Origin of the sequence: Streptomyces endocoffeicus (assembly GCF_016741935.1) — a bacterium.
GTDB lineage: Bacteria > Actinomycetota > Actinomycetes > Streptomycetales > Streptomycetaceae > Streptomyces > Streptomyces endocoffeicus.
This window is the reverse complement of the sequence record NZ_JAERRG010000031.1, coordinates 29,058-50,067: the sequence shown is the minus strand read 5'-3', so window position 1 is coordinate 50,067 and position 21,010 is coordinate 29,058. Positions and strand designations below refer to the sequence as shown.

Below are 21,010 nucleotides of genomic sequence, written 5' to 3'. Positions count from 1 at the left end.
CCACCCCCCCCGGAACGAATCACCGCACCGAAGACCGGGAGACCCGATGCTCAACCTCGCCGTGATGCTCGAGGACAGCGCCCGCGCCGTACCTGTCCGCCTGGCGGTCGTCTCGGGCAACCAGACCCTCACCTATGCTCAACTCGACGCCGAGGCCGACCAGGTGGCCAACCTCCTCGTCTCGCGCGGTATCGGACCGGGCGACAAGGTCGCGCTGTCGTGCCCCAACATCACGCAGTTCCCCGTCATCTACTACGGCATCCTCAAGGCCGGCGCGGTCGTCGTCCCGCTCAACGTGTTGCTCAAGCGGCGGGAGATCGCGTACCACCTCTCCGATTCCGATTCCGATTCCGATTCCGATGCCAGGGCCTACTTCTGTTTCGAGGGGAGTGCCGAACTGCCGCTCGGGCAGGAAGGGTGGGCCGGATTCAACGAGATCGAAGGCTGCCGGGACTTCTTCCTCGTCACCGCCGACCCCGCCACCGCCGACCCCGCCACCGTGTCCGCGTTCCCGGGTGCCGTGACCCTCGCCGCCGCGCTCGAGAGCCACAGCCGTGAGTTCACCGCGCGGGTCACCGAGCCGGGCGACACCGCCGTCATCCTCTACACCTCGGGTACCACCGGGCAGCCCAAGGGCGCTGAACTCACCCACGCCAACATGGCTCTCAACGCCCTGACCTGTCACAAGCTCTTCGGTGAGGTCGAGCACGACGTGCACCTGGTCGCGCTGCCGCTGTTCCACACCTTCGGCCAGACCGTGCAGTTGAACGCCGGCCTCGCGGCCCGGGCGACCCTGGTGCTGATGCCACGCTTCGACGCCCGCGGCGCGCTGTCCCTGATGCACCGGCATCGGGTCACCTTCTTCGCGGGCGTGCCCACCATGTACTGGGCGCTCCTCGGCGAAGGCGTCACCGACACCGACACCGACGCCGACGCGACGGTGGCCGCGCAGCACCTGCGCAGCGCGGTGTCAGGCGGAGCAGCGCTACCGGTGGAGATCCACCGCAGCTTCCGCCGCCGCTTCGGGACGGTGATCCGAGAAGGCTACGGCCTGTCGGAGACCAGCCCCGTGACGACCTTCACGCCCAGGGACGGCGAGGTACGACCGGGTTCCATCGGCAAGCCGGTCTGGGGCGTGGCGGTGGAACTGGTCGCGGACGATTGGACTCCGGTCGGCGCCGGCGAGCTCGGAGAGATCGCCGTCCGCGGCCACAACGTGATGCGAGGCTACTACCGGAGGCCCGAGGCCACCGCCGAAGTCATGCGCGACGGCTGGCTCCGTACCGGCGACCTGGCCAGCCGTGACGAGGACGGCTGGCTCTACATCGTCGACCGCGCCAAAGACATGATCATCCGTGGTGGCTTCAACGTCTACCCGCGCGAGATCGAAGAGGTCCTGCACTCCCACCCGGCCGTCAGCATGGCCGCCGTGGTCGGGGTACCCCACCACAGCCACGGCGAGGAGATCAAGGCATACGTCGTCTCGGCGCCGGGCGCGCAGATCACCGAGGACGCCCTCGTCGCCTGGTGCCGGGAGACGATGGCCGGCTACAAGTACCCCCGCCTGGTCGAGTTCCGCGACACCCTTCCCATGAACGCCACCGGGAAGATCCTCAAGCGAGAACTGCGCACCGAAACGGCGTCACCCAACCGGTCGTAGTCACTGCCCGCCGCACAACACTGCGGCGTTACGGGTGACGGGTTTCACCCGACTGACCTCCTCACCAGATATCACCAACCATCAAGTACCAGGCTGGAGCATGTTGATGGGCTCGTTGTCGTGGCGTAGTGAGCCGCCGCTGGTATTGGACGCTTCCGGTTCTGCTGCCCACCTGGTATCCCGGCGGTATGCCTGGGGCGTGGCGATGATGGCGGTGGCGCTGGGCGCCACCGACTACATCGACCGGCAGATCATCGTCTCGACCTTCCCGTATCTGAAGAAGGAGTGGGGACTGTCGGACACCGCCCTGGGGGCCCTGGTCTCGACTGTGTCGATCACGATGGCCGTCTGCGCACTTCCCATTGCCTGGCTGGCCGACCGATGGGGCCGGGTCAGGTCGATCGCGGCCATGGGTGGGGTGTGGAGCCTGGCGACGCTGTGGTCTGCCGTCTCGGGCAACTATGCCCAGCTGTTCGCGGCCCGGTCGCTGCTGGGAGTGGGGGAGGCCGGCTACGGGCCGGCGGGCGCGGCACTGCTGTCCGCCTACTTCCCGCAGCGGCTGCGGGCAACCGTGCTGAGCGTGTTCCAGGCGGCCGCCCCACTGGGATCGGTGCTGGGCGTGGTCCTCGGCGGCGTGATGATCGGGCGGTTTGGCTGGCGGGTGACCCTCGGCGCGTTCGGAGCCCCCGGGCTCCTGCTGGCCGTGCTGTTCTTGAAGGTGCGCGACTACCGCGTACCTGCCACGCCGGACACCGGCGCAGGCGCCTCGGCGGGCGGGTCCCCGACCGCCGAGGCCCGGCCGACGCTGGGCACGACCTTGCGGGAGTTGTACCAGGCGCGCACGGCCATGTGGTGCTATCTCGGCGGAGCCCTCAACCTCGTCGTACTGTCCACCCTCTACACATGGCTGCCCACCTATCTGAACCGCGCCTACGGCCTGTCCTCGGCCGCCTCCGGTGCGAAAGCCGCGCTGGTGATCCTTGCCGGTGCCGTCGGGGCTGTCGCCCTCGGTCACCTGGCCGACCGGCTCGGCGGGACCAGCCCGCGGCGCAAGCTTGTCGTCCCAGCCGTGATGGCCGCGGCGACCTGGATTCTGCTGACTGCCGCCTTCGGCGCGCTGCGGCCGGGGAGCGCCCAGTTCGCACTGGTCGTCGCCGCCGGATTCCCGCTCGCGGCCGCACTCGGCACGGCCCCGGCGGTGGTGGTCGACGTCGTCCACCCCCGGGTGCGCGCTACCGCCGTCGGCATGGTGGTGGTCGTTCAGAACCTGCTCGGACTGGCCGTTGGCCCCGTCCTGACCGGGCTGATCTCCGACGCCTTCGGCCTGCGGACCGCACTGGCGGTGATGCCGCTGTTCTGCGCCATCGCGGCTGTGGCCTTCTGGCGCGGCGCACGGACGTACGCGAACGACCTCGCCGCCGTGCGGCGATGGCAGCGGTCCGGTAACGCCCCGCACCAAAGAGCGCTGGGAATTCCTGATGGACAACCACCCCAAGCCGATGCGTGAGAGGGCGAGGAACCGGGCCGCCCGGCCGGCACGGAGCCTGGCGCCGAGCAACAGGAGCGTGCCGGAGGTGGCGAGAGCGATGCGGTAGGCCTGCCCTGCGTAGGGCCCTTCGCCGGCGAGCAGGAGTTCGCCGATGTGTCCGCCGAACTCGGTTCTGCCGGCAACGGCGATGAGCCAGGCCGCCGTCTTGCGCTCGCGCCCCCTCCACCGAGCGGAATGCCCCACGGGGGCCGATCCGGCCGGCGGCCTCGCCCAGCTTTCGCGTGAATTCGCCGCGTTCGCGCCGGCTCATGCCGAGGAGGCTGCCACCGAGTTTGAGGTACCGCCGACCGGGTGTGACGTAGCGGCGTACGCGGCGGTCGCGCGGATTTCGACGAGGAGTCCCGGGCTGGCGAGGCCGCTGACCCCGATGATCGTCCAGGTCGGGTAGGGCGCCTTGACGAGGCGCTGTTTGGCCTCGATGAAGCCGGGGAGGTGCTGGCGGATGTCGACGTGGTAGCTGGTGACGTCGACGAGGGCGGACAGGTCTAGGTGCTCCAATCGAAGGATCTCCTCGATCTTCCGGATAGCGATCTCGGTCTGCTCCTCGATGGTGTCCGGGATGGTTCCGTCGGCACGGCGACCGATCGTTCCCGCGATGAACAGGAGGCCGTGCGCGCGGACCGCGGCGGAATAGCCGAAGCCTGCGAAGGCGCTGGTGGTTTGCCCGAAGACGGCATTGTCCTCAGGGACGTCGACGGTGTGGACAGTCATTGCGGTACTTCCTTCTCTTTGTTGACGGGGGTCGTGAAGTCCGTGGAGTCAGTTGCCCCAGCGGGACGAACGGCAGGCGTGCTCCATCCGGGTCCGGCCGAAGGTCTCGCGTTCGCGGAGGAATTCGCCGGGGATCGCGTACCGGGGTGCGTTCTTCGGGTTCTTCGCGGCCTGCGCGACGATCGCGTCGGTGAGTGAGCGGATCATGTCCAGCCGTGGATAGGCGGCGTGGACGGCGTCGGCCTGCTCATCGGTGACGGCGTCGACGTGGTCGGCTCCGAGCGGGCCGCCGAAGTCGAGGGCGACCCCTTCGCGGACGAGTACGCACAGCGTGCCATGGCGTTCCGCGATACCGGGCGAGGTGTGCAGGGCGATGGCCTGCCAGACCTGGTCGGCGTCGGCCGCGGGCACTCCGCGGTCGATGAGGAATGCGGCGGCCCGGTCGGCGCCTTCGATCTCGAACCGCTGTTTGTGCGGGCCGTCCGATGCCACACCGAGGTCGTGCATCGCGCACGCGGCGAACAACAGATCGTCGTGGTAGTCGTGGCCGACGGTCAGGCCGAGGCGGCCGGCCGCCAGCCGGGCGAACAGGTAGCTGCGGATGCTGTGGTTGAGCACGGACGGCGTTTCCACCGGCCGGATGAGATCCATGATGGCGTCGGCAAGTGGTGTGCCGGGCAGCGTGATCAGGTCGGCGGTCGCCTCGCGGGTAGGTCCGGTCATGTCTTCAGCCTGGCCGTGACCGCCCTGACCTGGCGAGAGGCAAAATTTCCTCACTTCGATAGAATCTTGCCATGACAGTGCATCGAGTCGCGGTCCTGGTGCTGGACGGGGTCACCCCGCTCGACCTGGCGATCCCGACGCAGATCTTCACCACCCGGCCGGAAACCCCCTACGAGATGACCCTGTGCGCGCTCGATTCGCGGGTAGCCACCACGGCGGGCTTCGCTCTGGTCGCCGACGGGGACCTGGAGCAGGTGCGCGCGGCCGACACCGTGATCGTGCCGGGGTACGCACCGCTTCTACGGCCCCCGGAGGCCGTGCTCGGCGTGCTGGCCGAGGCCCGTGACCGAGACCGGCGGGTGGTGTCGATCTGCACGGGCGCCTTCGCACTTGCCGAGGCGGGTGTGCTGGACGGGCTGCATGCCACGACCCACTGGAAGCACATCGATGAGCTCGAGCGGGGCTTCCCGGCCGTCACGGTCGACCGCGACGTGCTCTACGTCGACGAGGGCGATGTGCTCACCTCGGCCGGGGTGTGCTGCGGTATCGACCTGTGTCTGCACCTCGTGCGCCGTGACCTGGGGGCGGTGGTGGCGAACGAGATCGCCCGCGGTCTGGTGGCCGCCCCCCACCGGGACGGTGGGCAGGCCCAGTACGTGCCGGCTCCCGTCGCGGTGGCCGGTGAGGCGTCGCTGTCCGGTACCCGGGAATGGGCCCTGGAACGGCTCGGCGAGCCACTCACACTCCGCGTGCTCGCCCGGCACGCGGGTCTCTCGCAGCGCACCTTCATGCGCCGGTTCACCGAGGAGACGGGCACGACCCCATTGCAGTGGTTGCTCAACGCCCGCCTCAGCAGGGCGCGGGAGTTGCTGGAAACCACGAACCACTCGGTGGAACGGGTGGCGCGGGACTGCGGACTGGGCACGCCGGCCAACCTGCGGCTGCACTTCCGGCGCGCACTGGGCACCACTCCCACCGCCTACCGCCGCGCCTTCACGCACTGACATGGCCCGAAACGTCTGGTCCACCCTCATGCCACTCGGCACTGGACTTGCCTGTCGTCCACCCGCTCTCCGTCGCCGAGGTCGGAAGCCTTTGGCCGCCGAGCTTGCGGGCGGCGACCGGGCGGCTGCCTTCGAGTCCGCCGAGCAGGCGCTGGCGCCGCACCACCCACATCACCCGGTGTGGTTTCCGGCCGCGGTCGGGGTGGACCCGCGGTCCCAGGATGGGGGCCGGGGCACCGCAGTCCTGCGGCCCGGCCCGGAAGTGGCCGAGCGTGCGGAAGGCCCTGCCGGGGCAGGCGTCACCCGGTACCGCTCGAAGGCGTTCGCCGCCGCTGCCACCGCATCGTCCACCTCCTCGGGGTCAGCCGCGCTGACCCTGACCGACCCGGCCGGCCGCACGCTGGTCCTCAGCAAGGTGTCCGGCCGCGGCTCCCGAGGAGCCGGTAGGCGACGCCGGGGCAGGGGCAGACGTCCGCGGTCGCTGTGGTGGTGACGCCGAGCTCGAAGCGCCAGGCGGACAGCACCGGCTCAATCAACACCCAGCGGGCATCGGACAGATCACTGGGATAGGGACGTCGCGTAGGCATGCTCCTGACGTATCGCTCCGGACCGAGTGTGCCCAGGCGCACGGCGACGACGACGGGAAGCACACAACGCAAGACCCGGCTTCCTGATCCCGCCCGGCCGCACGGTGTCCGCGACAGTCCATGGGCAGCACCGGGCCCCCTTCGACCGCGCCTGTCAGGGACACGGAGCCAGGGACACGGAGCCAGGGACACGGAGCCAGGGGTGCGGAGTCAGGGGTGCGGAGTCAGGGGCCCGGATGTGCCCGGATGCCGTGAACCTATTGGCCCGCACCGGCATCGCCAGCGCGGATATTTCGGCAGATTAATCGGCCACTGGAGTGACTTTTTGGTCGAGTTTCCGGCCAGTAAGGTAAAGCAGCCTCAGGCGCGGCTGAAATTCCTCCCACTGTCTTGTGGTGCCCTCTCCACCTGTGCATTTGCCATTCTCTGATTAATCGTGAGATCTCTCACATTGCCATCACTTTACTCATTCATTGCCTTCCGTGTTTCGATGGTGTGCATCGTTTCCTGATCGACACGGACACATCGGACGGCAGTCGTCGGCATATCGCCGACGGGACGGATGGGGACACTCGCTCATATGCCTGACAACCGTGCTGAACTGCCGCTCACCGACGCGCAACTGGGGGTATGGCTCGCCGAACGCGGGGGCTTCGGCGAGCCGGGCGCGTACCAGTGGGCGGAGTACCTCGAGCTGGACGGCCCGGTCGCCGTCGACCTCCTGGCGACCGCGGTCGCCAGGACGGCGGCCGACTGCGAGGCGGTGAACGCCCGTATCGGAGCGGCCGGTTCGGCGGCCCCCACGCAGTGGCCCGTCGCCGATGTCGAGCACGTCGTCGAGACGGTCGACCTGCGGGAGACGCCCGACCCCGATGCGGCGGCGCTGACGTGGATGCGGGCGGCCATGGCCGAGGCGGGAGGCTGCGACGCGGGGCCGTTGTTCTTCGGTGCGGTGCTGCGCGTGAGCGACGAACGCACTCTGCTGTTCCACCGGGTCCATCACATCGCCCTCGACGGGGCGGGCATGGCCCTGTTCGCCGAACGGGCCGCTGAGGTCTACAGCCGTCTGTACGAGGGCAGCCCGGTGCCGCAGAGCGGCTGGAGCGGGCTTCGGGCGCTGATCGACGCCGAGACGGCATACCGCGGTTCCACCGAGCACGACGCGGACGGCGACTGGTGGAGGGAGCGGTTGGCGGGCCGTTCGCACTTCCCGACGCTCGGAGCGGGTCCGGCGGCGGCGTCGGACCGGTCGCTGCGCACAAGCAGGGGTGTATCGGCGGCGGAGTTCATCGAGGTGAGGGACGGCGCGCGGCGGCTCGGGCACCGCTGGACCCGGCTGTTCACCGCGGCCACCGTGATCCAGTTGCACGCGATGACCGGTGACCGCGACGTCGTCCTGAGCCTGCCGGTCGCCGGCCGGTCCGCCGAACTCGCCCGCCGCGTCCCGGCGATGACGGCCAACGTCCTGCCGCTGCGGCTCCGCGTCGACCCGGCCGCGTCCGTCGGCCGCCTGCTCGACGAAGTGGCCGAAGAACTGCGGGCGGTACGCCGGCACCAGCGCTACCGGGGCGAGCGCCTGCGCCGGGAGGTGGACTGTCCCGACGACGGCCGCAGGTTCTTCGGGCCGGTCCTCAACATCCAGCGGTTCGACCGGCCGCTGCGCTTCGGTTCGGTCACCGCGACCGTCCGCAACCTCCAGGCGCCGCCGTCCGAGGACCTCTCATTCTTCGCACACGACCGCGGTGACGGCGAACTGCGCCTCGACTTCGACGCCAACCCCGCCAACCACGGCGAGGACCTCCTGCGAGGCGTCGCCGACCGCTTCCCGCACGTGCTGAGGCAGGTGGCGCGGGCCGAACGCGACACGCCCCTGGCGCGAGTGGCGACCACCACCACGGGGGAGCGCCGCCGTCTCGTCTCCCTGGGCACGGGCGCGCCCACCTCGGCCGCACCCGCCGACACCGCCGTCGACCGGTTCGCGGACCGGGTACGCCGTACCCCGGACGCCTTCGCGGTGCGCTGCGCCGGAACGGGCGAGCGGCTGACCTACCGCGAACTGGACGGGCGCGCCGCCGCGTTGGCGGGTGCGCTGGCCGCCGCCGGTGCGGGGCCGGAGCGCACTGTCGCCCTGCTTCTGGAACGCTCGGTGGATCTGGTCGTCGCCGCTCTCGCTGTGGTGCGGGCGGGCGCGGCGTACGTACCTCTGCACCGGGACGACGCGGCGCCCCGGCAGGAGACCGTCCTGTCCGACGCGGACGCGCGGCTGCTGGTCACCGACCGGCACACCGGGGGCGACGCCATCGTGACGTACGCCCGCGACCGCGGTCTGCGCCTGCTGGACGTGCGAGCCGACTCCGACGCGGCCGCCGATGACGCGCCCGCCGGGGCCGGAACGTCACCGGACGCTCTCGCCTGCGTGATGTTCACGTCCGGTTCCACGGGCCGGCCCAAAGGGGTCGGCATCACCCAGGGTGCCCTCGCCGGGCTCGCCGCCGACCGCTGGTGGTCCGAGGGCGGCGCGGACCGGGTCCTGCTGCACTCGCCGCACGCCTTCGACGCGTTCAACCTGGAGCTATGGGTGCCGCTCCTGACCGGCGGTGAGGTGGTGGTCGCCGCGCCGGGACATCTCGGCCCGGCCGAACTGGCCCGGACCGTGGCGGAGACCGGGGTGACCGGGCTGTGGCTGACCGCGGGGCTCTTCCACGCCATCGCCGACGAGGACCCGGCCTGCCTGGCCGGCGTTCGCCAGGTGTGGACCGGAGGGGACGTGGTGTCCCCGGACGCCGTCCGCGCGGTGCGCCGGGCGCTGCCGGGACTCACCGTCGTCAACGGCTACGGGCCCACCGAGACCACGGTCTTCGCGACCCGGTACGCGGTCCCGGAACTGCCCGCGGACGCCGCGTCCGTCCCCATCGGCGGCCCGCTGGACGGCAAGCGGGTGCTGCTTCTCGACGACGCGTTGCGGCCCGTGCCGCCGGGGTCGGTGGGGGAGCTGTATCTCGGGGGAGCGGGGGTGGCGCGCGGTTACGTCGGGCACGCGGGCGCGACCGCGGAGCGCTTCGTCCCCGACCCGTCGGGGCCGCCGGGGGCGCGCGTCTACCGCACGGGCGACCTGGCCCGGTGGAGTGCGGACGGTCGGCTGGACTTCGCCGGTCGTGCCGACGGACAGGTCAAGCTGCGCGGTCACCGGATCGAGACGGGCGAGATCGACGCCGTGCTACGTGCCGACCCGCGGGTCCGGCAGGCCGCGACCGTCGCACAGGAGCGCCCGGGAGGGCGGCGGCTCGTCTCCTACGTGACCGCGTCCGGCGGTGCGGCGGACGACCTCGACACGGTGGACGGTCTCGACCCGGCGGACGGCCTCGACCCGGCGGCGCTGCTCGACCGGGTGCGGGACCGGCTGCCCGCTTATATGCTGCCGACCGCGGTGGTGGTCGTGGACCGGCTGCCCCTGACCCGCAACGGCAAACTGGACCGGGCCGCGCTGCCCGCGCCGGAGTCCGCGGTCGCCACTCGTAGCGCCGGAAGGGGCCCGGCCCCGCGCACGCCCGCCGAGAAACTGCTCGCCGAGCTGGTGGGCGAGCTGCTCGGCCTGCCGGACGTCCCCCTCGACCAGGACTTCTTCCGGCTCGGCGGGGACAGCATCCAGGCGATCCAACTCGCGGCGGCGGCGCAGCGCGCAGGTCTGGCGATCACCACCCCGGACGTCTTCCGCACCCCCACCGTCGCCGGACTCGCCGCCGCACTCGCGGACCACAGGCTCCCCGAGCACCGGATCGCGCTGGACGACGCGGACGACTCCGCATTGCCGCTGACGCCCGTCATGCACTGGCTGCGCGAACGCGGCGGCACACTCCACGGGTTCGTCCAGTCCCTGACCGTACGCACCCCGGTGGGCATCACCGGGAAGCAGGTCCGCGCGGTGGTGCAGGCCCTCGTCGACCACCACCCCATGCTGCGGCTCTCCCTGACCGCCACGGGCCCGATCTGGTCGCTGGAGGTGTTGCCCACCGTGCCGGTCGAGCTGAACCGGCCGGGCCCGCCGACCGACCCGGAGCGCGGCCGGATGGTGCACGCGCGCTGGTCGGACCCCGGACCCGGGACGGCGGGCGCGCTGACCCTCACCGTGCACCACCTCGCGGTCGACGGCGTCTCCTGGCGCATCCTCCGGGACGACCTCGACACCGCCTGGGACGCGGTGCGCCGCGGCCGGACCCCGACGCTGCAACCGACCGGGACGTCCTTCGCACAGTGGGCGAAGGCGCTGGTGGGGTACGCCCATCACCCGGCCGTGCTCCACGCGTTCCCCCACGAGCGGCCGGAGCCCGTGGAACCACCGGTCGTCGCGCGCCCCCTGGATCCCGCGTCGGACACCGAGGACACCCGGCGCCGCCACACCGCCACCCTGCCCGGCGCGATCACCGCAGGCCTGCTGAGCGACGCGACAGCGGCCTTCGACTGCTCGGTGCAGGACCTGCTGCTCACCGCGTTCGCCCTGGCCGCCGCCGACTGGCGGGACGGCCCGGACGCGCTTGCCGTGGACCTGGAGGGGCACGGACGTGAGGAATTCGCGGACAACCTCGACCTGTCCCGTACGGTCGGCTGGTTCACCACCCTGTATCCCGTGGTACTCGACCCCGGCTGCTCCTGGGCCGAGGCGCGGACCGACCCGATCGCCCTGGACGGCGCGGTCGCCCGGGTGCGTTCCCGCACCCGTGACTCCGGCCGCGCGGGACTGACCCACGGTCTGCTGCGCTATCTCAACCCGCAGAGCGCTCCCGTCCTCGCCGCCCGCCCCACGCCGCAGTTCGCCTTCAACTACCTGGGCCGCTTCGGCGTCGGCGGCGAAGGCCCCTGGTCGGTGCTGGCCGACGTGACCGCCGCCGGATCCGCCTCGGATGACGGCCCGACCACCGCGGCCGGGCCGGCCATGCGCCACGCCGTCGAGCTGGACACGGTGATCATCGACCGTCCGGCCGGCTCCGAACTGGTCGCCCACTGGTCCTGGCCCGGCGGCCTGCTCGACGGGACGCGCGTCGCCGGCCTGGCCGAGCGGTGGTTCGACGTCCTGGGCGCGCTGGTCGACCGGGCCCGGTCCCGGGCCACCGGTGAACTGCCGCTGCCGCCGCTGGCCCAGGGCCTGCTCTTCCACTCGCTCTACGACCACGACGGGGTGGACCCCTACCTCGTCCAGTTCGTCTTCGACCTCGACGGGGCACTGGACGCCGACGCGTTGCGGGACGCGCTGCACCGCTTGCTGGGCCGTCACCCGCAGCTCTCCGCCGGTGTCCGGCCCGGTGTGTCGGGCCGGCCCGTCCAGGCGGTGGTACCCGGCTCCGCCGTGGAGTGGTGCGAGATGCCCGCACCGGAGGACCTGGAGGACTTCCTCGCCGCCGACCGCCGACGCCGCTTCGACCTCGCCGACCCCCCACTCATGCGCGCCGCGCTGCTGCGCAGGTCCGCCGACCGGCACACCTTCGTCCTGACCACGCACCATCTCCTGGTCGACGGCTGGTCCATGCCGATCCTTGTCAGGGAACTTTTCTCGCTCTACGCCGGTCACCCGCTGCCGCCCGCCACGCCGTACCGCGACTTCCTCGACTGGCTGGCCACAAGGGACGCCCGCGCGGACGAGTCGGCCTGGCGCGCGCTGCTGGCGTCCGTGGACGGCCCGACCCTGGTCGGCGGCCCCGGCCGACGCGGCGCGACGGGGGCACGTCGCCGCACGACCGCCGAGCTGGACCCTGGGTTCACCGCCCGCGTCGAGGCCCTGGCCCGGGAAGCCGGCCTGACGACCAGCGTCATCCTGCGACTGGCCTGGGCGGTCCTGCTCGGCGCCCTGACCGGCCGGGACGACGTGGTGTTCGGCGTCACGGTCTCCGGCCGGCCGGCCGAACTGCCCGGCGCGGCGCGGATCGTCGGCCTGCTGATCAACACCGTGCCGGTCCGGGTCCGCCTCGACCCACGCCGGCCGGTCGCCGACTGCCTGGCGGACCTGCGGGCCCAGCAACTGTCCATGCTCGAGCACCAGCACGCCGACCTGACGACCCTGCAGGCGGTCACCGGGCAAGCCGAACTCTTCGACACCGTCGTCGTCTTCGAGAACTATCCGGTCGACGACGAGGAACTGGCCACCCTGGTACCCGGCCTGGAGCTGCGGGAGATCCAGGGCCGCGACGGCACCCATTACCCGCTGACCCTGATCGCCGTGCCCGGCGACCGGCTGCGGCTCCAACTCGACCACAGCACCGACCTGTTCGACGGCGACGCGGCCGGCCGTCTGCTCGACCGCCTGTGCGCCGTCCTCGACCGGATGGCCGACGACCCGGCGGCACCACTGGGACGCGTCGACCTGCTGCTGCCCGACGAGCGCGCCGACCTCGAAGCCCCCGCCCCCGTCCCCGCCCCTGCCCCCGCCCCCGTTCCGGACCGGGACACCGGGCCGGCCACGCTGACCGCCCTGTTCGCCGCGCAGGTGCGCCGCCGGCCGGCGGCCCCGGCCCTCACCCACGGCGACACCACCCTGTCCTACGCGGAAATCGACGCGCGTGCCAACCGTCTCGCCCACCTCCTGATCGAGCGCGGCGCGGGACCGGAGCGCCTGGTCGGCCTGGTGCTGGAGCGTTCGGCGGACCTCGTTATCGCGATCCTGGCGGTGCTGAAGTCGGGCGCGGGCTACCTGCCCCTGGACCCGGCGTACCCCGAGGAGCGCATCCGGGGGGTACTCGCGGAAGCCCGCCCCGTGCTCGTCGTGACGGGCGTCCCGCTGCCGGTCCCGCACCCGCAGATCCTCCTCGACGGCCCCGACACGGCCGCCACCCATCCGGCGCACCCGCCCGCCGTGACCGTGGACCCCGAGGCGGTCGCCTACGTCATCCACACCTCCGGCTCCACCGGCCGGCCCAAGGGCGTCCTGGTCACCCACCGCAATGTCGTACGGCTGCTGGCCGCGACCGACGAGCGGTTCCGGTTCGACGCCGACGTACACGCCCTGTTCCACTCCTACGCCTTCGACGTCTCCGTCTGGGAGATGTGGACGGCTCTCGGCCGCGGCGGGCGGCTGGTGGTGGTGCCGGACGACGTGACCCGCTCGCCCAGGGACCTCCTGGCGCTGCTCCGCCGGGAGCGAGTCACCGCCCTGAACCAGACTCCCTCGGCCTTCTACCAGCTCCTCCGGGCCGAGCGGGAGGTCGGCCCGGACGCCCTGCCCGACCTGCGGTTGATCGTATGCGCGGGGGAGGCGCTGGAACCGTCCCGCGTCCGCTCCTGGCACGGCCCGGGCCGGCCCGCCCTGGTCAACATGTACGGGATCACCGAGACCACCGTCCATGCGACGTACACCGAGCTGACCGACCCCGAAGAGACCGCGAGCGTCGTCGGTACCGCGCTGCCCGACCTCCGCCTGCACCTGCTGGACCAGGCGCTACGACCGGTGCCGCCGGGCTGCCCCGGCGAGATCCACGTGTCCGGTCCCGGCGTGACCCGCGGCTATCTGGACCGGCCGGCGCTCACCGCGAGCCGGTTCGTCCCCGACCCGTTCGGCGCGCCCGGCACCCGGATGTACCGCTCCGGGGACCTCGCGCGGCAGCGGCCGGACGGCACGCTGGAGTACCTCGGACGGATCGACCAGCAGGTGAAGATCCGCGGTTACCGGATCGAGCCCGGCGAGATCGAGCGCGTCCTCGAACAGCACCCGGCCGTGGACCGGGCCGTGGTGCTCGCCGACACCGGCGCCGACGGCGGCCGCCTGCTCTGCTACGCCGTCCCGGCCAGGCGACCGGACGGGACCGGCTCGGCCGGGCGACCGGACGGGACCGCCCCGGCCGAGACGTCGTTGGCCGCGGAACTGCGCGCCCACGCCCGCACGGTGCTGCCCGCGCACATGGTGCCCGCCTTCGTCGTCCCTGTCGACGAGATCCCGCTGACCGGGAACGGCAAGCTGGACCGCGCCGCCCTGCCGCGCCCGGAGACCGCGCTGCTGGTGAGCCGCAGGCCGGAGAACCCGCGAGAACGGCTGCTGTGCGATCTGTTCGCCGAGACTCTGGGACTGGCCGAGGTCGGCGCCGAGGACAACTTCTTCGACCTCGGCGGACATTCGTTGCTCGCCACCCGCCTGATCAACCGGCTGCGCGCGGAGACCGGCCGCGAGCTGAGCATCCGCACCCTGTTCGACGCCCCGGTCGTCGCCGACCTGGCACGCCTCCTCCCGGAGGGCGCTGCCGTGGCCCCCGCCCGGGCGGGGGCCGCCCCGCGACCGGAGCGCGTACCGCTCTCGCCCGCGCAGCGGCGGCTGTGGTTCTTCGACCGGTTCGCCGGTCCCAACTCCGTGTACAACATGTCCTTCGCCGTCCGGTTCACCGGGCCGCTGCGGGTGGAACCCCTGCGGGCGGCCCTCGGCGACCTGCTGGACCGGCACGAGAGCCTGCGCACCACCATGGTGGAACACCACGGCGAGCCGTACCAGCGGATCCGCGACGCCGACGGCCCGCCGTTCGAGACGGTGGTCACCTCGGAGGCGGAACTGCCCGGACTGCTCGCCGCCGCGTCCGCGCACGTCTTCGACCTGGAGACGGAACTCCCGGTCCGCGCCGTGCTCCACGAGACCGCCCCCGAGCACCACGTACTCCTGCTCCTGCTGCACCACATCGCCGCCGACGGCTGGTCGCTCGGTCCGCTGGCCCGTGACCTGTCCACCGCCTACCGGGCCCGTGCCGCGGGCGACGCCCCGCGGTGGACGAGCACACCCGTGCAGTACGCCGACCACACGCTCCGCCTGCTCGACCGCGACCCGGACACCGGCGTCGACCACTGGACGCGGATCCTGCACAGCGCCCCGGAGGTGCTGCGGCTGCCGCTGGACCATCCCCGGCCGCCGGTCTCCGCACACCGCGGGGAGACCGTCCCCTTCACACTCGACGCCGCGCTGCACGCCCGCCTGAACCGGCTCGCCGCGACCACCCGGACCAGCCTGTTCATGGTGGTGCACACCGCGGTCGCCGCACTGCTGCACCGGCTCGGGGCGGGTGATGACATCCCCGTCGGTACACCCGTCGCAGGACGGCACGACGCCGCGCTGCACGACGCCGTGGGCTGCTTCGTCAACACCGTGGTGCTGCGCACCGACCTGAGCGGCGCGCCGACGTTCGCCGGACTTCTCCAGCGGGTACGCGCCACCGACCTCGACGCCTTCGCGCACCAGGAGGTCCCCTTCGAGCGGGTGGTCGAGGCCGTCAACCCGCCGCGCTCCCTCGCCGCCCACCCCCTCTTCCAGGTGATGCTGGCGTTCCAGGACACCCCGGCGGCCGAGTTCGACCTGCCGGGCCTGCGAACGGAACCGGTCGACGTGCACGGCGGCGCCTCCCGGATGGACCTGCTGTGGAGCATGCGGCAGCACTACACGGACCACGGCGGTGAGGCCGGGATCGAGGGTCTTCTGGAGTACGACACCGAACTGTTCACCCCCGCGTCCGCGCGCCTGCTGCTCGCCCGCCTGGAGAGGCTGCTCCGCGCGGCCGTGGCCGATCCCCAGCTCCCCGTCGCGGACCTGCCGGTGCTCGTCGACGGCGAGCTCGAGCGGCTGACCGGACAGGGGAGCGGCCCCGACCGTGAGACGCCCGACACCACCGTGGCGGCGCTCGTCGCGGCCCAGGCACACCGCACCCCGGAGGCACCCGCTGTCCTGTACGGCGACACCGTGCTCAGCCACCGGGACCTGTCCGAGCGGGCGGAACACCTCGCCGGGGAACTTCGCGCGCACGGCGCGGGCCCCGGCGCCCTGGTCGCCGTGGTGCTGCGCCGCGGCCCCGACCTGCCCGCCACCCTCCTCGCCGTCCAGGCGACCGGCGCCGCCTACCTGCCCGTCGACCCCACCCTGCCGGCCGAGCGCGTCACGGCGCTCCTGGCCGATGCCCGACCCCTCCTCGTGGTGCGCGACGCCACCGGACCCGCCACCGGACCCGCCGCCGAACCCGCCGCCGGACCCGTTGTCACGACCGGGGCGGCCGAGCCGCTGCCGGTGCCACCGGACACCGCGTACGTCACGTACACCTCGGGCTCCACCGGGCGGCCCAAGGGCGTCGTCGTGCCACGGGCCGCGCTGGTGAACCTGCTGCTCGCCCTGCGCGAGCAGCTCGCGGTGGGCCCCGACGACCGGATGATGGCCTCCGCACCCGTCGGCTTCGACATGTGCAAGCCCGAGCTGTACCTGCCGCTGATCACCGGCGGTGCCATGGTCCTCGCCGGCGAGGACGCGCTGCGCGACCCCGACCAGCTGTGCACGCTGCTCGACCGGCACCGCGTCACCGTGATGCAGGCGACCCCGTCGCTCTGGCGGACGCTCGTGGCACGACGGCCGCGACAACTGCGCCACGTACGCGCCGTCGTCGGCGGCGAGGCGGTCCCCGCGGAACTCGCCGGGGAGCTGGCCGCCGCCACCGCGTCGCTGCTCGCCTGCTACGGCCCGACCGAGACCACCGTCTGGGCCGCCACCCACCCGGCCGGCGCGCGGACCGACGGCACCGTGCCGCTCGGCCGGCCGCTGCGCAACACCCGCGCTTACGTCCTCGACGACCGGCTGCGCCCCGTCCCCCCGGGCACGAGAGGCGAGCTGTACCTGGCCGGCGCGGGCCTCGCGACCGGCTACCTCGGCCGCCCCGGACTGACGGCCGCCCGCTTCCTGCCGGACCCTTTCGGACCGGCCGGCCGGCGGATGTACCGCACCGGCGACCTCGCGTCGTGGAGCCGTGACGGGGTACTCCGCTTCCACGGCCGGACCGACGACCAGGTGAAGATCCGCGGTCACCGCGTCGAACTCGGCGAGGTCGAAGCCGTGCTGGGTGGGCACCCGGAGGTCACGGCCGCCGCGGTCGCCGTGCACGACCGCGGCGCCGACGACCGTCGGCTCGTCGGTTACGTCACCCCGAAAGGCGCGGATCTGGGTGCGGTCGGGGCGCACCTGACCCGGCACCTGCCGGACTACATGGTGCCCGCACGGCTGCTCGCCCTGGACCGACTGCCCCTCGGCGTCAACGGAAAGCTGCTGCGCGACCGGCTGCCCGAGCCCGACTGGGCGGCCGCCACCGGCGCCGAGCCGCCGCGCGACCTCCGTGAGGACCTGATGTGCCGCCAGTTCGCCGAGGTGCTCGGCGTACCGAGGGTCGGCCCCGAGGACAACTTCTTCGAACTGGGCGGCCACTCGCTGCTCGCCGCCCGGCTGACCGAGCGGGTGCGCGCCGCCCTCGGCCTCGCACCCGCCCTCCGGAACGTCTTCGAGGCCCCCACCCCGGCCGCCCTGAGCCGATTGCTCGACGGGCCGCCGACCGCGTCCGCCCCCGCACACCTCGTGCCCTTCCGGGCCACCGGAGCGGCCGCGCCGGTGTTCTGCGTCCACCCGCTGAGCGGTATGAGCTGGCTGTACACCGGCCTGCTGCGGCACATCGGCCGGCACCATCCGGTCCACGGCATCCAGGCCGAGGGCACCGGGGGAGTGGCGGACCTGCCCGGCACGGTCGAGGAGATGGCCGAGCGCTACCTGGGACTGCTGCGCACGGTCCGCCCGTCCGGCCCGTACCACCTGGTCGGCTGGTCCTTCGGTGGACTGGTGGCCCACGCCATGGCCGTCCGGCTGCGCGAACTCGGCGAGCCCGGAGGGACGCTGTTCCTGGTCGACGCCGTCGCCGCCACCGGGGCCGGGCCCGCCGAGCCCATCGACGAGCACCGTGTGCACCGGGTGCTGCTGACGGCCGCCGGGTTCGACGATGCCCGCCTCGCTACGGAGACCCTCGACTTCACCACCGTGTCGGCACTGCTGCGCCGCGAGGGCAGCCTCTTCGCCCGCCTCACCGAGGACGACATCGCCCGCGTCATCGCCGTCTCCCGGCACAACGACGCTCTGCTGCGCGCCTACCGCCCCCCACGCTACGCGGGCGACACCACCTACATCGAGGCCGCCGGCGAACCTCGGCGCGCGGCGCCCACACACGAACTGTGGCGGCCGTACACCGGCGGCGAGCTGACCGTCGGACACGTCGACGCACTCCACCACCAAGTGATGCAGCCCCAGCACGTGGACGCCGTCGGCGTCCAGCTCGCCGAAGCCCTCGGGAGGGCCCGTTGACCGCCACCGAGGACACGGCGTACGAGGCGGACAGCGCCGCACTCGACGAACTGCCCGCCGGAGCACGGGTGGTGATCAGGCTTCCAGGCGGCCACCGCCTCGCGGACATCCTGCTCGGCTGCTTCGACCGGGGACTCGTCGCCGTCCCGCTGCACCCGCGGGCCGGGGACGCGGACCTCGCCGCCGGCGCCGCCCGGGTCGCCGCCGCGGCCGTCGTGGACGTCCACGGAGTCCGGCGCACCGGACTGCCCGACGCGCACCCGACGCCCGAAGCCCCGGCGCTCATCATGTTCACCTCCGGCTCCACCGGTCCGCAGAAAGGGGTTGTGCTCAGTCGCCGGGCGGTTATCGGCAACGCACGCCGCACAGCGGTCCTGCACGGCATCACACCGGACCGCCCGCACGGCACCTGCCTGCCGCTGTACCACTGCAACGCACTGGTCATGTCACTGCTCGGCACCCACCTCACCGGCACGCCGCTCACCCTGCACCCCGCCTTCGACCCGGCCGGCTACTTCGCCGCGCTGGACGCCTCCGGCGCCAGGACGGCCTCCATCGTCCCGGCCCTCCTCGCGGACCTGGTCGAAGCCGCTCCCGCATGGCCCGACGGGCTGGATTACCTGATCACCGCCGCGGCCCCGCTCACCGCCGACCTGGCCCGCCGCTTCCACTCCCGCTACGGCCCGAGGCTGCGTCAGGGCTACGGCCTGACGGAGGCGGTCAACTTCAGCTTCACCATGCCGCTGCTCGACGACACCGACTTCCGCACCCACTACCTGGAGCGGACGCCCCCGGTGGGCGTCCCACTGCCCGGTACCGAACTCCACCTGGAATCCGGCGAGGTCTGGATCAGAACACCCGACCTGATGACCGGCTACTGGCAGGACCCGCGCACCACCGCCGCCACCGTCACCGACGATGGCTGGCTGCGCACCGGCGACCTGGGCGAGCTCCGGGACGGACTCCTCGTCCTGCGGGGCCGCGCGGGCGAGCGCATCAACCGAGGCGGGGAGAAGCACCACCCCCTCGACATCGAGCACGGCTGGCGCCGGGCGGGCCTCACCGGCCGGTTCGCGGCGGTCGCGGTGGACGAGCCCACCCTCGGCGACGACGTCGCCCTCGTCGCGACGGAACAGCCGGTACCCGAGGTCCGCACCCTGTACGGGCGATCGCCGCTGCGGCCCGCGGTCGTCCAGTTCGGCGGGTACCGGGCGACCGCCACCGGAAAGCCGCAACGCCGGGCGATGAGCCGGCCGCTGGCCGCCCGCCGCTTGGCGCCCGCACGGTACGACCGGCTGCTGCGCCACGCCGCGGCCACCGCGCGTCACCTCCTGGACTCCGGGACGGACGACCCGGCCCTGCGGTCCCTGGCCGAACACAACGCCGCCCGGCACACCGGGATCGGGGACGACACCGTCCTGGCCGCCTACGACTTCCTGCGCGAGCACTGGCACGCCCCCGTCGACGCGGAACTCACCCGCGCGAAGGCGGAGTGGCGCGCGAAGCTGCTCGCCGCGTGGCCGCTCTCGGCGCACCGGGAACTGGCCGTGGAGCTGGCGGCCCGGCACGGCGTCGAGGAGGGGCCGGTGCCGTGGGGCGTCGGGACCCGCCTCGATGGCGGCGCACTGGTTCTCCTCCCGCACGGGCCCGCGCCGGGTGGCTCCGCCTGGCCGCTGGGCCCGCTGCTGTGCTTCCTCGATGTCCCCGGCAGCGGGGGAACGGACCGCTGGGAGTGGCTGTCCCGGCAGCGGGACGGCGGAACATCCCTGACCGGCTGCTCGGTGCTCCGCGCCGGGCGACACGACGCGGGCGGTGTGCTCTGGGCGCGCCACCCCGGTACCGGACGACACGAGCACACGGGAGCGACAGGATGACGCAGCCCACCGAGACCATCGGCCGGATGAAGCGGTCGCCCGACCACGAGGACGAGATCCTCGACGTCCGAGGCCACCAGGACCCCGACCGCAACCGGCTCACCCCGGTGGTGCAACTGCCCCCGGAGGCCGCCCTGACCGTGGTCGAGGCTCTGTCCGGCCTGGTCCGGGCGGCCCACCGGGAAGAGGGGGAGCGACCCGCACCGACGGGCCGGCTGAAGCGGGCCCAGGTCTTTGAGGAGGGCGATGTCTTCATGCTGGAGCCGCCCTTCCCGGGCTTCTTCGCCGACCGCTACCTCATGGACTTCTACGACACCGCCGCACGCGACATCTGTTCGCGCATGCACCTGCACACCGGGCTGCGGTTCGTGCGGATGATGACCGGCCCGGACACCACGATCCGCGTGTCCAGCCTGTCACCGATCACCGTCCGCCCCCCGACGGGACCCTTCGCACCGCTGTCATGCTTCGCCGACGACCTGCCCGGCACCCCCGACGGGGTGCGCCGTGAGCGGCACAACGTGATCGTGCCGCCCAACTCCTGGGTGGACATGCAGATACCGCGCGGAGTCTCACACCAGTTCAACGCGGTCGGTCCGAACGCGGTCATCGACTCGGTTCACCCGGAGGAGTCCATCGAGACCCTGCGGGAGGGGATGTCCGGCTACCGGATGATGGCGCAGACCATCTTCCTCGCCAAGGACAGGAGCCCCGCCGTCACCTGCGCCGACACCGGCGCACCGGAGACGACCCCGCCACGCTGAGCCGTACCGGCCAAGCCCCACGG

At 72.7% G+C, this 21,010-nt stretch carries 8 protein-coding genes and 3 pseudogenes; 7 read left to right on the top strand and 4 right to left on the bottom strand.

The annotated features are described in order from the left end of the window. Positions 1-46: 46 nt before the first annotated feature. Both JK364_RS44720 and JK364_RS44715 read left to right on the top strand, forming a co-directional pair. Positions 47-1,660, top strand: a complete 1,614-nt coding sequence (locus JK364_RS44720) for a long-chain-fatty-acid--CoA ligase (RefSeq protein ID WP_201857187.1) — start codon at positions 47-49, stop codon at positions 1,658-1,660. 205 nt (positions 1,661-1,865) lie between these two features. Next, positions 1,866-3,167, top strand: a complete 1,302-nt coding sequence (locus JK364_RS44715; protein ID WP_230993470.1) for an MFS transporter — start codon at positions 1,866-1,868, stop codon at positions 3,165-3,167. A gap of 117 nt (positions 3,168-3,284) precedes the next feature. Here the strand turns inward: JK364_RS44715 and JK364_RS57775 are convergent. The 3 genes and pseudogenes from JK364_RS57775 to JK364_RS44705 all read right to left on the bottom strand — a co-directional run. Then, positions 3,285-3,392 (bottom strand): annotated as a pseudogene (locus JK364_RS57775) (DUF6000 family protein); the annotation flags it as partial. Positions 3,393-3,578: 186 nt separating this feature from the next. After that, positions 3,579-3,920: pseudogene (locus tag JK364_RS44710) on the bottom strand (Rid family hydrolase); the annotation flags it as partial. A 48-nt stretch (positions 3,921-3,968) separates the two neighbouring features. Continuing rightward, on the bottom strand, positions 3,969-4,643 hold the full coding sequence (locus JK364_RS44705; protein ID WP_201857184.1) for an HD domain-containing protein: 675 nt from the start codon (positions 4,641-4,643) through the stop codon (positions 3,969-3,971). A gap of 71 nt (positions 4,644-4,714) precedes the next feature. On the opposite strand from JK364_RS44705, the gene JK364_RS44700 reads away from it, so the two are divergent. Then, positions 4,715-5,647, top strand: coding sequence for a GlxA family transcriptional regulator (locus tag JK364_RS44700; RefSeq protein ID WP_201857183.1), 933 nt, complete (start codon positions 4,715-4,717; stop codon positions 5,645-5,647). 91 nt (positions 5,648-5,738) lie between these two features. Next, complete coding sequence (locus tag JK364_RS44695; protein WP_201857240.1) at positions 5,739-6,140, top strand: hypothetical protein; 402 nt, start codon at positions 5,739-5,741, stop codon at positions 6,138-6,140. A 13-nt stretch (positions 6,141-6,153) separates the two neighbouring features. On the opposite strand, the pseudogene JK364_RS44690 reads toward JK364_RS44695, so the two are convergent. Then, a pseudogene (locus JK364_RS44690) lies at positions 6,154-6,234 on the bottom strand (IS5/IS1182 family transposase); the annotation flags it as partial. A gap of 580 nt (positions 6,235-6,814) precedes the next feature. On the opposite strand from JK364_RS44690, the gene JK364_RS44685 reads away from it, so the two are divergent. The 3 genes from JK364_RS44685 to JK364_RS44675 are packed head-to-tail and all read left to right on the top strand — an operon-like array spanning position 6,815 to position 20,987. Continuing rightward, positions 6,815-18,349 (top strand): non-ribosomal peptide synthetase, encoded by an 11,535-nt coding sequence (locus tag JK364_RS44685; protein WP_201857182.1) that lies wholly within the window; start codon positions 6,815-6,817, stop codon positions 18,347-18,349. Continuing rightward, on the top strand, positions 18,346-20,223 hold the full coding sequence (locus JK364_RS44680) for a class I adenylate-forming enzyme family protein (protein WP_201857181.1): 1,878 nt from the start codon (positions 18,346-18,348) through the stop codon (positions 20,221-20,223). Before JK364_RS44685 ends, JK364_RS44680 begins: the two co-directional genes overlap by 4 nt. Further along, on the top strand, positions 20,220-20,987 hold the full coding sequence (locus JK364_RS44675) for a hypothetical protein (protein ID WP_230993462.1): 768 nt from the start codon (positions 20,220-20,222) through the stop codon (positions 20,985-20,987). The genes JK364_RS44680 and JK364_RS44675 overlap by 4 nt, the downstream gene beginning before the upstream one ends. Positions 20,988-21,010 lie beyond the last annotated feature (23 nt).

Bases quoted from the DNA above. Each gene is read 5' to 3' on its own strand.
- JK364_RS44675 (WP_230993462.1), top strand. From the start codon at position 20,220: ATGACGCAGCCCACCGAGACCATCGGCCGGATGAAGCGGTCGCCCGAC.
- JK364_RS44715 (WP_230993470.1), top strand. From the start codon at position 1,866: ATGATGGCGGTGGCGCTGGGCGCCACCGACTACATCGACCGGCAGATC.
- JK364_RS44700 (WP_201857183.1), top strand. From the start codon at position 4,715: ATGACAGTGCATCGAGTCGCGGTCCTGGTGCTGGACGGGGTCACCCCG.
- JK364_RS44685 (WP_201857182.1), top strand. From the start codon at position 6,815: ATGCCTGACAACCGTGCTGAACTGCCGCTCACCGACGCGCAACTGGGG.
- JK364_RS44720 (WP_201857187.1), top strand. From the start codon at position 47: ATGCTCAACCTCGCCGTGATGCTCGAGGACAGCGCCCGCGCCGTACCT.
- JK364_RS44705 (WP_201857184.1), bottom strand. From the start codon at position 4,643: ATGACCGGACCTACCCGCGAGGCGACCGCCGACCTGATCACGCTGCCC.